The sequence below is a fragment of the Acinetobacter sp. 826659 genome, from assembly GCF_000588515.1.
Classification (GTDB): Bacteria; Pseudomonadota; Gammaproteobacteria; order Pseudomonadales; family Moraxellaceae; genus Acinetobacter; species Acinetobacter pittii.
This window is the reverse complement of record NZ_JFYD01000004.1, coordinates 395,898-410,462: the sequence shown is the minus strand read 5'-3', so window position 1 is coordinate 410,462 and position 14,565 is coordinate 395,898. Positions and strand designations below refer to the sequence as shown.

Annotated in this window: 12 protein-coding genes and 1 tRNA gene; 12 read left to right on the top strand and 1 reads right to left on the bottom strand. The window is 41.9% G+C overall.

Annotation, left to right across the window (positions count from 1 at the left end):
* The 12 genes from J663_RS11005 to J663_RS10950 all read left to right on the top strand — a co-directional run.
* The coding region (locus J663_RS11005) for an EF-Tu/IF-2/RF-3 family GTPase (protein WP_033849655.1) at positions 1-508 on the top strand (508 nt) is incomplete at its 5' end.
* 60 nt (positions 509-568) lie between these two features.
* Positions 569-644 (top strand) — tRNA-Trp (locus J663_RS11000).
* 75 nt (positions 645-719) lie between these two features.
* Positions 720-1,160, top strand: coding sequence for a preprotein translocase subunit SecE (secE, locus tag J663_RS10995; RefSeq protein WP_002114837.1), 441 nt, complete (start codon positions 720-722; stop codon positions 1,158-1,160).
* 7 nt (positions 1,161-1,167) lie between these two features.
* Positions 1,168-1,701 (top strand): transcription termination/antitermination protein NusG, encoded by a 534-nt coding sequence (gene nusG / locus J663_RS10990; RefSeq protein WP_002115092.1) that lies wholly within the window; start codon positions 1,168-1,170, stop codon positions 1,699-1,701.
* 109 nt (positions 1,702-1,810) lie between these two features.
* Positions 1,811-2,239 carry a 50S ribosomal protein L11 gene (rplK, locus tag J663_RS10985; RefSeq protein ID WP_001074682.1) on the top strand — a complete coding sequence of 143 codons (429 nt, stop codon included), beginning with the start codon at positions 1,811-1,813 and terminating at the stop codon, positions 2,237-2,239.
* Between the two features lie 3 nt (positions 2,240-2,242).
* On the top strand, positions 2,243-2,938 hold the full coding sequence (rplA, locus tag J663_RS10980) for a 50S ribosomal protein L1 (protein ID WP_005804118.1): 696 nt from the start codon (positions 2,243-2,245) through the stop codon (positions 2,936-2,938).
* A 311-nt stretch (positions 2,939-3,249) separates the two neighbouring features.
* Entirely contained in the window at positions 3,250-3,756 is a 507-nt protein-coding gene (gene rplJ, locus J663_RS10975) for a 50S ribosomal protein L10 (RefSeq protein WP_002115099.1), read from the top strand.
* 42 nt (positions 3,757-3,798) lie between these two features.
* Positions 3,799-4,170: a 50S ribosomal protein L7/L12 gene (gene rplL, locus J663_RS10970; RefSeq protein WP_001229360.1), complete on the top strand. Its 372-nt coding sequence runs from the start codon at positions 3,799-3,801 to the stop codon at positions 4,168-4,170.
* 304 nt (positions 4,171-4,474) lie between these two features.
* Positions 4,475-8,563, top strand: coding sequence for a DNA-directed RNA polymerase subunit beta (rpoB, locus tag J663_RS10965; RefSeq protein ID WP_033849653.1), 4,089 nt, complete (start codon positions 4,475-4,477; stop codon positions 8,561-8,563).
* Between the two features lie 86 nt (positions 8,564-8,649).
* Positions 8,650-12,843: a DNA-directed RNA polymerase subunit beta' gene (gene rpoC, locus J663_RS10960; protein WP_002114988.1), complete on the top strand. Its 4,194-nt coding sequence runs from the start codon at positions 8,650-8,652 to the stop codon at positions 12,841-12,843.
* Between the two features lie 180 nt (positions 12,844-13,023).
* A complete protein-coding gene (locus J663_RS10955; protein WP_033849651.1) occupies positions 13,024-13,389 on the top strand; it encodes a hypothetical protein in 366 nt (121 codons plus the stop codon).
* A 205-nt stretch (positions 13,390-13,594) separates the two neighbouring features.
* Positions 13,595-13,951 (top strand): hypothetical protein, encoded by a 357-nt coding sequence (locus J663_RS10950; protein WP_033849649.1) that lies wholly within the window; start codon positions 13,595-13,597, stop codon positions 13,949-13,951.
* 44 nt (positions 13,952-13,995) lie between these two features.
* Here the strand turns inward: J663_RS10950 and J663_RS10945 are convergent, their stop codons facing one another.
* Entirely contained in the window at positions 13,996-14,481 is a 486-nt protein-coding gene (locus J663_RS10945) for a DUF4442 domain-containing protein (protein WP_005079397.1), read from the bottom strand.
* Positions 14,482-14,565 lie beyond the last annotated feature (84 nt).

Here is a 14,565-nt window from a genome sequence, read left to right as displayed (position 1 = left end):
TGTAGTAACAGGCCGTGTAGAAGCTGGTATCGTTAAAGTTGGTGAAGAAGTAGAGATCGTTGGTATTAAAGATACAGTTAAAACAACTGTAACTGGCGTAGAAATGTTCCGTAAACTTCTTGACGAAGGCCGTGCAGGTGAGAACTGTGGTATCTTACTTCGTGGTACTAAGCGTGAAGACGTACAACGTGGTCAAGTACTTGCTAAACCAGGTACAATCAAGCCGCACACTAAATTCGACGCAGAAGTATACGTACTTTCTAAAGAAGAAGGTGGTCGTCACACTCCATTCTTAAATGGTTACCGTCCACAGTTCTACTTCCGTACAACTGACGTAACTGGTGCGATCCAATTACAAGACGGCGTTGAAATGGTTATGCCAGGCGACAACGTTGAAATGTCAGTAGAATTAATCCACCCAATCGCAATGGACCCAGGTCTACGTTTTGCGATCCGTGAAGGTGGTCGTACTGTAGGTGCTGGTGTTGTTGCGAAAGTAACTGCATAAGCATATTATAGTGACGGATTACGTCTCAGGTTGAGGGCTTTGGCTCTCAACTTGCATTATAGGTCAGTAGTTCAATTGGTAGAGCGTCGGTCTCCAAAACCGAATGTTGGGGGTTCGAGTCCCTCCTGCCCTGCCATATTTTGAAATAAAAAGCTTGATGCTGGCTTAGTTGTTCATATAATAAGTCGCGAGTTCTACGACGAGTACAAAAATGTCGAATGATAAATCGCGTGACGCATTGAGCGACGCGCCAATTCCTCAAAGAAATAATTCTGCTGAAGTTGTTCGTTCTGGTTCGCCTTTAGATATTGTTCTATGGGTGATAGCAATAGCATTGTTGCTTTTAGCTACCATGGTGAATCAGCATTTGCCAGCGTATTGGGCACCTGCAAATAATGTTTGGGTGCGCGTTGGGGCAATTTTTGCTTGTATCGTTGTGGCTTTAGGTTTATTATACGCCACCCATCAAGGTAAAGGCTTCGTTCGCTTGCTAAAAGATGCACGAGTCGAATTGCGTCGAGTAACTTGGCCAACAAAACAAGAAACAGTCACTACATCGTGGCAGGTTCTATTGGTTGTAGTTGTTGCATCATTGGTTTTATGGTGCTTTGACTATGGTTTGGGTTGGTTAATTAAGTTGATTATCGGGTAAAAGAGCTATGAAACGTTGGTACATTATTCATGCCTACTCTGGCTATGAAAAACAAGTGATGCGTTCACTTACAGAACGAATCCAGCGTAGCGCTGTTGCCGATAGCTTTGGTGATGTCCTTGTTCCTACCGAAGAAGTGGTAGAAATGAAGGATGGTAAGAAACGTAAATCTGAGCGTAAATTCTTTCCTGGCTATGTGTTAGTCGAAATGGAAATGAATGATGATACTTGGCATATCGTTAAGGAATGTCCAAAGGTTCTAGGTTTTATCGGTGGTACACCTGAAAAACCAGCACCAATCACTCAACGTGAAGCAGATGCGATTCTTGCGCGTGTACGTAATACTGGTGAAGCGCCACGTCCTAAAACGATGTTTGAGCCAGGTGAAGAATTACTTGTTATTGACGGTCCATTCACAGACTTTAAAGGTGTGGTGGAAGAAGTTCAATACGATAAGTCACGTTTAACGTTGACGATTAATGTATTTAATCGACCAACTCAGGTTGAACTCGAGTTTCGCCAAGTCGAAAAAACGATTTAATCTCAATTGGTTGAAAAGCGCCCGATTTTATCGGGCATTGTTGTTGTAACAGTAGTGTTGCGTAAAGATTGGGGAGCCTAGCGGCGTTTGTACCCAGAGGTATTTTAAAATGGCTAAGAAGATTGACGGCTATATCAAGCTGCAAGTTCCAGCTGGTAAAGCAAATCCATCTCCACCAATTGGTCCTGCATTAGGTCAGCGTGGTGTAAACATCATGGCATTCTGTAAAGAATTCAATGCTGCTACACAAAAAGTTGAACCAGGTCTTCCAATTCCTGTAGTGATTACTGTGTACAACGACAAGTCGTTCACATTTATCATGAAAACTCCTCCAGCTTCTATTCTTCTTAAGAAAGCTGCTGGTATTCAAAAGGGTTCATCTGTACCAAACAAAACTAAAGTTGGTAAGTTGACTCGTGCTCAGTTAGAAGAAATTGCGACTACTAAAGAACCAGATTTAACTGGTGCTGATTTAGACGCACGTGTTCGTACCATCGCTGGTTCTGCACGTTCTATGGGCTTGGAAGTGGAGCTATAAGACATGGCAAAGTTAACTAAACGTCAAAAAGCCATTGCTGCTGCTGTTGAAGCAAACAAAGTTTACACTTTGGAAGAAGCAGTACAAGTTCTTAACAGCCTACCTGCTGCAAAGTTCAAAGAATCTTTGGATGTAGCTGTAAATCTTGGTGTAGACCCACGTAAATCTGACCAGGTTGTTCGTGGTGCAACTACATTACCTGCAGGTACTGGTAAAACTGTACGTGTAGCTGTATTTGCTCAAGGCGCGCAAGCAGAAGCTGCTAAAGAAGCTGGTGCTGATGTTGTAGGTTTTGATGACCTTGCTGAAAGCATCCAAGGTGGAAACCTTGACTTTGATGTTGTAATCGCTGCTCCTGACGCTATGCGTGTTGTTGGTAAGCTCGGTACAATTCTTGGTCCACGTGGTTTAATGCCAAACCCTAAAGTTGGTACTGTAACTCCTGACGTAGCGAATGCTGTTAAAAACGCTAAATCTGGTCAGGCTCGTTACCGTGTAGACAAAGCGGGTATTATCCATGCTGCGATCGGTCAAGTAGGCTTTGATGCTGCTGCTATCCGTCAAAACGTTGAAACTTTAGTTGCTGACTTGAAAAAGTTAAAACCTGCAACTTCTAAAGGTGTATACATCAAAAAGATCACTTTGAGCTCAACTATGGGTCCTGGTCTTACTGTTGATGTAAACAACGTTTCTAACTAAGTTTAGACTTAGTAAAGAATTTTAAAGTCCTGATTGGGGACAGAACTTAAATAGAAATATTTTTCTATTTGGTTGGGTAGGGCAAAGCTTTATCCCTTACTCATCAGGCGGACTTTGAATTGATAAATGAGAATTTATCAGCGTCAAAGACCTCAGGCGAAAAGATGTCATTTTCGAATAGCACTTTTCTTAATAAACCAGCCTGCGTAGACGCGGTGGTGTGATTTGTTCCTCCTCCGCGTGTAAGTCGAAAGGCTTACGAATTGGGAGTGTGCCCATTGGGTACATAAATCACCTTAGGAGGTTTTACAATGGCTCTTCTTATTGAAGACAAAAAACAGATCGTTGCGGAAGTAAGTGAAGTTGCTTCTAAGGCGTTTGCAGCCGTTGTTGCTGACTACCAAGGTTTAAGCGTAGAGCAATTAACAACACTTCGTGTTGAAGCTCGTAAGTTAGGTGTTTCTACACGTATTGTACGTAACACTTTAGCTAAACGCGCACTTCAAGATACTCAATTCAATATCTTGAACGACAACCTTGTTGGTCCAACAATTCTAGGTTTTTCAACTTCTGAAGATGACATGGGTGCAGCTGCACGTTTGTTCGAAGATTTTGCTAAAACTAACAAAGCATTTGAATTAAAAGCTGCTGCATTTGACGGCAAAGTTTATCAAGGTGCTGACGTTAGCGTAATTGCAAACCTTCCGAACCAAGAGAAAGCTCTTACTATGCTTGCCTCTGTCCTTCAAGCTCCTATTTCGAAATTGGGTCGCCTTATTACAGCGCTCAAAGAGAAAAACGAGTCAGAAGCTGCTTAATCAATTTTACACACCATTCAATATCCATTTGGAGTTATTCTCATGGCTTTAACTAACGAAGAAATCTTAAACGCAGTTGCTGAAAAAACTGTTCTTGAACTTGTTGAATTAATTTCTGCTTTCGAAGAGAAATTCAACGTTTCAGCTGCAGCTGTTGCTGTTGCTGCTCCAGCTGGTGGCGCTGCTGCTGCTGCTGAAGAACAATCTGAATTCAACGTTGAGTTGACTTCTTTCGGTGCTAACAAAGTAGCTGTAATTAAAGCAGTTCGTGAAGCAACTGGCCTTGGTCTTAAAGAAGCTAAAGACCTAGTTGAAGGTGCTCCTCAAGTTCTTAAAGAAGGCGTTTCTAAAGAAGAAGGCGAAGAACTTAAGAAGAAACTTGAAGAAGCTGGTGCTACAGTTACACTTAAGTAATTGTAAAAGGAGTCGGTTTTTAAATCGGCTCCATAAAATGGCTGATGGCTCTTGGGTCATCAGCCTTTTTGCGTTACAATAATCGGCTCGATTTTTGTTAGTTTTGTTTGATTTTTGAGAAAATCAAAATAAGACAAGTAATTTCAAATGTTTACCAATATTTTTCTTTTTTAAAAATATTGTTAAGCGTTTTTATACCACTAAAAATTGCAGCATTTGTAAACAGTGGTGGCCATATCGGCCTGCGTAATTCCTTCTGAGCCCGTTCTGCAGGCGGGCTTAGTTTACTTTCCGAGGACTCCAGATGGCATACTCATATACCGAAAAGAAACGGATCCGTAAGAATTTTGGTAAATTGCCCCAAGTAATGGATGCACCGTACTTACTTTCGATTCAGGTCGATTCGTACAGAACATTCTTGCAAGATGGCAAAACTCCAAAAAACCGCGAAGATATCGGTCTCCAAGCCGCATTTCGTTCAGTTTTTCCTATCGAAAGTTATTCTGGCAATGCTGCTTTAGAATTTGTTGAGTATAGCCTTGGTAAACCTGAGTTCGATGTACGCGAATGTATTCTTCGTGGTTCGACTTATGCGGCACCAATGCGCGTTAAAATTCGTTTGATTATTAAAGATCGCGAAACTAAATCAATTAAAGACGTACGAGAACAAGAAGTCTATATGGGTGAAATTCCACTCATGACTGAAAACGGTACATTCGTCATTAATGGTACTGAGCGTGTAATCGTATCTCAATTACATCGTTCACCAGGCGTTTTCTTTGATCACGATAAAGGTAAAACTCACTCAAGTGGTAAAGTGTTGTATTCAGCACGTATCATTCCTTACCGTGGTTCATGGTTAGACTTCGAATTTGATGCAAAAGACTTGGTTTACGTACGTATTGACCGTCGTCGTAAATTACTTGCTACTGTTGTGTTGCGTGCATTAGGTTATAACAACGAACAAATCTTGAATTTGTTCTATGAAAAAGTACCTGTGTATCTTGACATGGGCAGTTACCAAATTGACCTAGTACCTGAGCGTTTACGTGGGGAAATGGCACAATTTGATATTGCTGATAATGACGGTAAAGTTATTGTTGAGCAAGGTAAACGTATCAATGCTCGTCATGTACGTCAAATGGAAGCTGCTGGTTTAACAAAACTTTCAGTTCCTGATGAATACTTATATGAACGTATCATTGCTGAAAATATTACTTTACGTGATGGTGAAGTAATTGCTGCTAATACGTTGTTAAGCCATGAAGTTATGGTGAAACTGGCAGAAGGTGGTGTTAAACAGTTCAATATCTTGTTTACGAACGATATTGATCGTGGTTCGTTTGTTGCTGATACATTACGAGCAGATACAACAGCCGGTCGTGAAGAAGCATTAGTTGAAATTTATAAAGTAATGCGTCCGGGCGAGCCGCCAACAAAAGAAGCTGCTGAAAACTTATTCAATAACTTATTCTTCTCTTCTGAGCGTTATGACTTATCTCCAGTAGGTCGTATGAAGTTCAACCGTCGTTTGGGTCGTCCATACGAAGTTGGTACTGACCAGAAGTCACGTGAAGTAGAAGGTATTTTATCGCACGAAGATATCATTGATGTATTACGTACATTGGTTGAAATCCGTAACGGTAAAGGTGAAGTCGACGATATCGATCACTTAGGTAACCGTCGTGTACGTTCTGTTGGTGAAATGACTGAAAACCAATTCCGTGTTGGTTTGGTACGTGTTGAACGTGCAGTTAAAGAACGTTTAAGCCAAGCAGAAACAGATAACTTGTCTCCACAAGATCTAATTAACGCGAAACCAGTTGCTGCTGCAATCAAAGAATTCTTTGGTTCAAGCCAATTATCTCAGTTCATGGACCAAAACAACCCATTATCTGAGATTACGCATAAGCGTCGTGTATCAGCGCTTGGGCCTGGTGGTTTAACACGTGAGCGTGCGGGCTTTGAGGTGCGTGACGTACATCAAACTCACTATGGTCGTGTATGTCCAATTGAAACACCTGAAGGTCCAAACATTGGTTTGATCAACTCGCTTTCTGTATATGCAAAAGCAAATGACTTCGGTTTCTTGGAAACACCTTACCGTAAAGTGGTAGATGGTCGAGTAACTGATGCAGTTGAATACCTTTCTGCTATTGAAGAAGTAGGTACTGTTATTGCACAGGCCGACTCTGCAGTAGATAAAGATGGCAACTTAACAGAAGAGTTTGTTTCTGTTCGTCATCAAGGTGAATTCGTACGTATGCCACCAGAAAAAGTGACGCATATGGACGTTTCTGCTCAGCAGGTTGTATCTGTTGCTGCATCACTTATTCCATTCCTTGAACACGATGACGCGAACCGTGCGCTTATGGGTTCAAACATGCAACGTCAGGCAGTTCCTACTCTACGTGCGGATAAACCGCTTGTAGGTACAGGTATGGAAGCGAACGTTGCACGTGACTCAGGTGTGTGTGTGATCGCAAATCGTGGTGGTGCAATTGAATACGTAGATGCTTCTCGTATCGTTATTCGTGTAAACGAAGATGAAATGATTGCTGGTGAGGCTGGTGTAGACATCTATAACCTCATTAAATATACGCGTTCTAACCAGAACACTTGTATCAACCAAAATATTATCGTGAATTTGGGCGACAAAGTTGCTCGCGGTGATATCTTGGCAGACGGTCCGTCTACAGATATGGGTGAGCTTGCGCTTGGTCAAAACATGCGCGTTGCGTTCATGACTTGGAATGGTTACAACTATGAAGACTCGATCTTATTATCTGAGCGTGTACTTCAAGAAGACCGTTTAACTTCTATTCATATTCAAGAATTATCTTGTGTAGCGCGTGATACTAAGTTAGGTGCAGAAGAAATTACTGCCGATATTCCTAACGTTGGTGAAGCTGCACTTTCTAAACTTGATGAATCAGGTATCGTTTATATCGGTGCTGAAGTTACAGCAGGTGACATCCTTGTTGGTAAAGTAACGCCTAAAGGTGAAACTCAGTTAACTCCTGAAGAAAAATTGCTTCGTGCAATCTTTGGTGAGAAAGCAGCTGATGTTAAGGATTCATCTTTACGTGTTCCATCTGGTACAAAAGGTACAGTTATCGATGTTCAAGTCTTCACTCGTGATGGCTTAGAGAAAGATGACCGTGCATTGGCGATCGAAAAAGCACAACTTGATGCTTACCGTAAAGACTTGAAAGAAGAATACAAGATCTTTGAAGAAGCAGCTCGTGAGCGTGTAATTCGTTTGCTTAAAGGCCAAGAGTCTAATGGCGGTGGTTCAACTAAACGTGGTGACAAACTCGTTGAAGAGGTGTTATCTGGTTTAGAGCTTGTTGATTTACTTGAAATTCAACCGGCAGATGAAGCAATCGCTGAGCGTTTAACTCAAATTCAAGTGTTCTTAAAAGAAAAGAGCGCAGAAATTGACGAGAAATTCGCTGAGAAGAAACGTAAGCTTGCTACAGGTGATGAATTAACAACTGGCGTATTGAAAGTTGTTAAAGTTTACTTAGCTGTTAAACGTCGTATTCAGCCTGGTGATAAGATGGCTGGTCGTCACGGTAACAAGGGTGTTGTATCTAACATCTTACCTGTTGAAGATATGCCACACGATGCTAACGGTGTACCAGTAGATATCGTATTGAACCCGTTGGGTGTACCATCTCGTATGAACGTGGGTCAGATTCTTGAGACTCACTTGGGTATGGCGGCTAAAGGGCTTGGCGATAAAATCGAGAAAAAGTTGAAAGAACAGCGTACAGTTTTAGAACTGCGTGAATTCTTAGACAAGATTTATAACAAAGTCGGTGGTGAGCAAGAAGATCTTGATAGCTTAACTGATGCTGAAGTCTTAGCTCTTTCAGGCAACTTACGTGCTGGTGTGCCTTTGGCTACGCCTGTATTTGATGGTGCTGAAGAAAGTCAAATTAAAGACTTACTTGAGTTAGCTGGTATCTCTCGTACAGGTCAAACTGTATTGTATGATGGCCGTACTGGTGAACAGTTTGACCGTCCTGTAACTGTAGGTTACATGTACATGCTCAAATTGAACCACTTGGTTGATGACAAGATGCATGCTCGTTCAACAGGTTCTTACTCTCTTGTTACACAGCAACCGCTTGGTGGTAAAGCACAATTCGGTGGTCAGCGTTTCGGTGAGATGGAAGTCTGGGCACTTGAAGCTTACGGTGCTGCATATACACTCCAAGAGATGTTAACTGTTAAGTCGGATGACGTTGAAGGTCGTACACGTATCTACAAGAATATTGTAGATGGTAACCATTATATGGATCCGGGTATGCCTGAATCGTTCAACGTATTGACCAAAGAGATCCGTTCTTTAGGTATCAACATTGAACTGAAAAATGGTGACTAAGTCGTAAGACTCACGATTTTTTAGGTAAAAACAATATTTGTGACCCAGTCGGGTAAGCGTTGCTTCCCGACACACGGAGAAAAAAATTGAAAGACTTGCTCGATATCATGCGTAAGAAAACGGACTCAGATGGTCATGCACCAATTGAGTTTGACCGTATCCGTATTGGTCTTGCGTCACCAGAAATGATTAAGTCATGGTCTCATGGTGAAGTTAAAAAACCTGAGACAATTAACTACCGTACCTTTAAACCAGAACGTGATGGTTTGTTCTGTGCCAAAATTTTTGGTCCAGTAAAAGATTACGAATGCTTGTGTGGTAAATACAAGCGTATGAAATACAAAGGCGTCATTTGTGAAAAATGTGGCGTTGAAGTAACTACAGCGAAAGTTCGTCGTGAACGTATGGGTCACATTGAACTTGCTTCTCCAGTTGCACATATCTGGTTCTTAAAATCTTTACCGAGCCGTATCGGTTTATTACTTGATATGACACTTCGTGATATCGAACGTGTATTGTATTTTGAATCATACGTTGTAACTGACCCTGGTATGACTCCGTTTGAAAAGTATCAACTTTTAACAGACGAAGAATACTTCAATGCACTTGAAGAACACGGTGATGAATTCACTGCGAAAATGGGTGCAGAAGCGGTTCAGGATTTGTTGAAAGATATCGATCTTGAAGCTGAAATTGCACGTTTACGTGAAGAAATCCCTCAAACAACTTCTGAAACGAAGTTGAAAAAAGCGTCTAAGCGCTTGAAATTGATGGAAGCATTCAAAGATTCAAACAACAAGCCAGAATGGATGGTGATGAATGTACTTCCTGTACTTCCACCTGATTTACGTCCATTAGTTCCACTTGAAGGTGGTCGTTTCGCGACTTCTGACTTGAACGATTTATATCGTCGTGTCATTAACCGTAACAACCGTTTGAAGCGTCTTCTTGACCTTGCTGCTCCAGATATCATCGTACGTAACGAAAAACGTATGTTACAAGAGTCTGTAGATGCATTGCTTGATAACGGTCGTCGTGGTCGTGCGATTACTGGTTCTAACAAACGTCCATTAAAATCTTTGGCAGATATGATCAAAGGTAAACAAGGTCGTTTCCGTCAAAACTTATTAGGTAAGCGTGTTGACTATTCTGGTCGTTCGGTAATTACTGTAGGCCCTACTTTACGTCTTCACCAATGTGGTCTTCCGAAGAAAATGGCACTTGAATTATTCAAGCCATTCATTTTCGCGAAGCTACAAGCTTCAGGTCAGGCGACTACCATTAAAGCTGCGAAGAAAATGGTTGAGCGTGAGACTCCGGAAGTTTGGGACGTTCTTGCTTCTGTAATTCGTCAACATCCAGTCATGTTGAACCGTGCGCCAACACTTCACCGTTTAGGTCTTCAAGCATTTGAACCTATTCTTATTGAAGGTAAGGCAATCCGTCTTCACCCACTCGTTTGTGCTGCGTTTAACGCCGACTTCGATGGTGACCAAATGGCGGTACACGTTCCATTGACACTCGAAGCACAGTTAGAAGCTCGTGCATTGATGATGTCAACAAACAACATCTTGTCACCAGCAAACGGTGAGCCAATCATCGTTCCTTCTCAGGACGTTGTCTTGGGTCTTTACTACATCACACGTGATGCCGTAAATGCTAAAGGTGAAGGCATGGTGTTCGCGGATACTCATGAAGTAAACCGTGCACTTGCTACTGGTCAAGTTGCAATCCATGCGCGTGTTAAAGTACGTGTACACCAAACTGTTATCAATGAAAATGGTGAACGTGAACACCAAACTATTATTGTTGATACAACACCTGGTCGTTGTTTGCTTTGGGAAATTGTTCCACAAGGCTTAAGCTTTGACATGATCAACCTTGAGATGACTAAAAAGAACATCTCTAAATTGATCAACTCTTGCTACCGTAAACTTGGTTTGAAAGATACAGTTATCTTTGCTGACCAATTAATGTACTTGGGCTTCCGTCAAGCGACTCGTTCAGGTGTATCTGTAGGTATGGAAGACATGCTCATTCCACCTACTAAGCACACGATTATTGATAAAGCAGAAACAGAAGTTCGTGAAATCGAACAACAGTTCGAACAAGGCTTCGTAACTGCTGGTGAGCGTTATAACAAAGTTGTCGATATCTGGGCGCGTACAAACGACCAAGTTGCTAAAGCAATGATGGATAACTTGTCTTATACACTTGTTAAAAACAAACAAGGTGAAGACGAGAAACAAAAATCATTCAACAGCATCTATATGATGTCTGACTCTGGTGCCCGTGGTAGTGCGGCACAGATTCGTCAGCTTGCTGGTATGCGTGGTTTGATGGCAAAACCGGATGGCTCGATTATTGAGACTCCGATTAAAGCGAACTTCCGTGAAGGTTTAACAGTACTTCAGTACTTTATTTCAACACACGGTGCGCGTAAAGGTTTGGCCGATACAGCATTGAAAACTGCGAACTCTGGTTACTTGACTCGTCGTCTTGTAGACGTAGCGCAAGACTTGGTAATTACTGAACCTGACTGTGGTACAGCGGGTGGTTTAGTAATGACTCCATTCATTCAGGGTGGTGATGTCATCGAGCCATTACGTGACCGCGTATTAGGTCGTGTAACTGCTGAAGACGTACGTCGTGCATCTGATGATGAAGTTGTATTACCTCGTGGTACGTTAATTGACGAGAAAATCGCAGCTCAGCTTGAAGAGGCTGGGGTCGATGAAGTTAAAGTGCGCTCTGTAATCGCATGTGAATCAACATTCGGTGTGTGTGCTCGTTGTTATGGTCGTGATCTTGCACGCGGTCACTTGGTAAACCCAGGTGAATCAGTAGGTGTAATGGCTGCACAGTCAATCGGTGAGCCAGGTACACAGTTAACGATGCGTACCTTCCACGTAGGTGGTGCTGCGAGCCGAACTTCTGCTGCGAACAGTGTTCAAGTACGTAACAAAGGTACTGTACGTTTCCATAACGTGAAAACTGTACAACATGCAAAAGGCCACTTGGTTTCAGTTTCACGTTCAGGTGAAATTGGTATTGCCGATGATTTAGGTCGTGAGCGTGAGCGTTACAAACTTCCTTACGGTGCAAGCATCTTGTTGAAAGATGGTGAAGCTGTAGAAGCTGGCGGTATCGTAGCGACTTGGGATCCGCATACACATCCATTAGTAACAGAAGTTGCTGGTAAAGCGCGTTTCAGCCAAATCGCTGATGGCGTAACTGCAACATCGAAAACTGATGATGCAACTGGTATGACTACTGTTGAAATCTTGCCTGTAACAGCTCGTCCTGCTTCTGGTAAAGATCTACGTCCTGCAATTGTGTTAGATACAACAGATGGCGGCGAACAGTTCTACTTCTTACCACAAAACACAATCGTAACTGTCCGTGATGGCGAAACGATTGGTGTGGGTGACGTTATTGGTCGTGTACCACAAGAAACATCACGTACTCGTGATATTACCGGTGGTCTTCCGCGTGTAGCTGACTTGTTCGAAGCGCGTAAGCCAAAAGAGCACGCGATTCTTGCTGAAGTATCAGGTGTTGTAAGCTTCGGTAAAGAGACTAAGGGTAAAAACCGTTTGGTAATTACTCCTGATGATGGTTCTGAGATTTACGAAGAATTGATTCCAAAATGGCGTCAAATCAACGTATTCGAAGGCGAGCATGTAAACCGTGGTGAGACTATTTCTGATGGTCCACAAAACCCGCATGACATCTTGCGTTTGAAGGGCGAAGTTGCATTAACTAACTACATCGTGAACGAAGTTCAAGACGTTTACCGTCTCCAAGGTGTAAAAATCAACGATAAGCATATTGAAGTTATCGTACGTCAAATGTTGCGTAAAGTTGATATCACTGATGGCGGTGATACAAGCTTCATCAAAGGCGAGCAAGTGGATTACATCCGTGTTGTTCAAGAGAACCAAGCTGTCTTGGCTCAGAACAAGTTCCCTGCGAAGTTTGAACGTCAATTGATGGGTATTACTAAAGCGTCGCTTTCTACTGACTCGTTCATCTCTGCTGCATCGTTCCAGGAAACAACTCGTGTGTTAACTGAAGCGGCTGTAACAGGTAAAGAAGATGATTTACGTGGCTTGAAAGAAAACGTTGTAGTAGGTCGCTTGATTCCAGCAGGTACTGGTCTTGCGTACCACTTAGAGCGTCGTCGTCAAGAAGCAGAAGCTGCAGAGCATGAGCTTCATAATGACTTCAGCGAAGTAGACCAAGCATTCAGCCAAGCATTAAACTCTGAACAATTCTAAGTTTAGAATGGCACTAAAAAAGGCACCTTAGGGTGCCTTTTTTATTTATATTTATTTATAACAATTTTAAATTGTAATTACATAAATATATTAAAGAGCAATTATTTTATTACTTAAGCGGGATAAAGACTCCACAAAAACACATTAGGCTACCTGCTTATGAAGACTGGAGTAAATCTAATGAAAAAAATGATGATGATTGTTAGTATTGGCCTGATGTCTACAACTTTGTTTGTTGGTTGTCAGAATGCAAGCCCAGAAAGTCAACGTATTGGTTCAGCTGCTATTGGTGGTGGCGCAGGTGGTGCGGTAGGAAAACACGTGGGCGGTAATATCGGTGCAGGTCTAGGAGCGGCACTCGGTGCAGGTGTTGCGGCTAATGCAAAAGGGTCTAGCAGTAAAACCGTACGTAATAGTGCAATTGGTGCTGGTATCGGCGCAGTATTAGGTGGAGCAATTATTGGTGGCGATGCTGGTGCTGCTACAGGCGGAGCATTGGGTGGTAGTGCTGGTGCAGCCTATGAAGAGAAGAAAGGGAAGTACTAAAACTATTCTTAATAATATCTAAACCTAGAAGTCTTTAACTTATTAAGGACTTCTTTTTTATAATTAAAATTTTGCTTAATAAATATAAAAGGCAGAGCTTTACAAAATATCAATCGATTGGGACAGATGGATAACACAATCTGACTAAATTCCTCATAAAAGGGGATTATTCTTTTCTCTAGAACAGATCATTGTGAGAACGGTCATGAAAAAAACAATTGGATTAGTTTCTGCTTTAATGTTGTCTACGCTTGTGTTTACGGGCTGCCAAAATATGAGTCCATCTGACCAGCGTATTGGTGCAGCAGCAGCAGGTGGTGCACTAGGTGGCGGTTTAGGTAACCATGTAGGCGGTGGTGTTGGTGCAGGCTTAGGTGCAGCAGTAGGTGCTGGTGTTGGTTCAAATAGCCAAGGTGGTAGTAAACAGACAACGACTAAGAGTGCGATTGGTGCTGGTATCGGTTCTGTAGTAGGTAAAGCACTGATCGGTGGTGACTCTGGTGCTGCAATTGGTGGTGCGATCGGTGGTGGTGCTGGTGCTGCGATTGAAGAAAAAAGATAAAAATTTAGCAAATAAAAAAATAAGCGCTAAAAGCGCTTATTTTTTTATTGAGGGAAAGGTTTCGCCTTTTTACGTCTGATATAAAGCGTTTTTTGAACCTCTGCAATTCTTACCCCAGATTCATCAAAAATGTTTAGATGATAAGTTCTTAAAACAGGTTCATAGTTCTCGGCAAGTTCACGAATTTGTTCTATTTCAGCTAAATCAACTCGAATATCTGCATGTACAGTACTGCGTCCTGGAGAAAGAAAATTGATTTCGGCAGCTTTGTCCCAAACAATATATTTTGATCCGAGATGATGCATAAGAATCATCATATAAAATGGGTCAACCATTGAATAAAGGCTTCCACCAAAATGTGTACCGACTAAATTTTGGTTTTTCCAAGTCAGCGGCATCTTTACACGCACATGGCAAAGTTCTAAATTCATGATTTCAATATAAATCCCTGCGCCACGATAAGGGGGATAGTGATTAAATAGAAATTTTGAAATCGTAGGATTGTTCTGCAGTCTTCTTAAAATAGCCATAATAGTCAATTTTTTTTATTGCAACAGTATTCATACTAGATAAGTATCATCTTTTTAATATTGATGGCAATGCTCTATCCGACT

Coding starts and splice junctions, on each gene's coding strand:
- secE (WP_002114837.1), top strand. CDS start 720: ATGTCGAATGATAAATCGCGTGACGCATTGAGCGACGCGCCAATTCCT.
- nusG (WP_002115092.1), top strand. CDS start 1,168: ATGAAACGTTGGTACATTATTCATGCCTACTCTGGCTATGAAAAACAA.
- rplK (WP_001074682.1), top strand. CDS start 1,811: ATGGCTAAGAAGATTGACGGCTATATCAAGCTGCAAGTTCCAGCTGGT.
- rplA (WP_005804118.1), top strand. CDS start 2,243: ATGGCAAAGTTAACTAAACGTCAAAAAGCCATTGCTGCTGCTGTTGAA.
- rplJ (WP_002115099.1), top strand. CDS start 3,250: ATGGCTCTTCTTATTGAAGACAAAAAACAGATCGTTGCGGAAGTAAGT.
- rplL (WP_001229360.1), top strand. CDS start 3,799: ATGGCTTTAACTAACGAAGAAATCTTAAACGCAGTTGCTGAAAAAACT.
- rpoB (WP_033849653.1), top strand. CDS start 4,475: ATGGCATACTCATATACCGAAAAGAAACGGATCCGTAAGAATTTTGGT.
- J663_RS10955 (WP_033849651.1), top strand. CDS start 13,024: ATGAAAAAAATGATGATGATTGTTAGTATTGGCCTGATGTCTACAACT.
- J663_RS10950 (WP_033849649.1), top strand. CDS start 13,595: ATGAAAAAAACAATTGGATTAGTTTCTGCTTTAATGTTGTCTACGCTT.
- J663_RS10945 (WP_005079397.1), bottom strand. CDS start 14,481: ATGGCTATTTTAAGAAGACTGCAGAACAATCCTACGATTTCAAAATTT.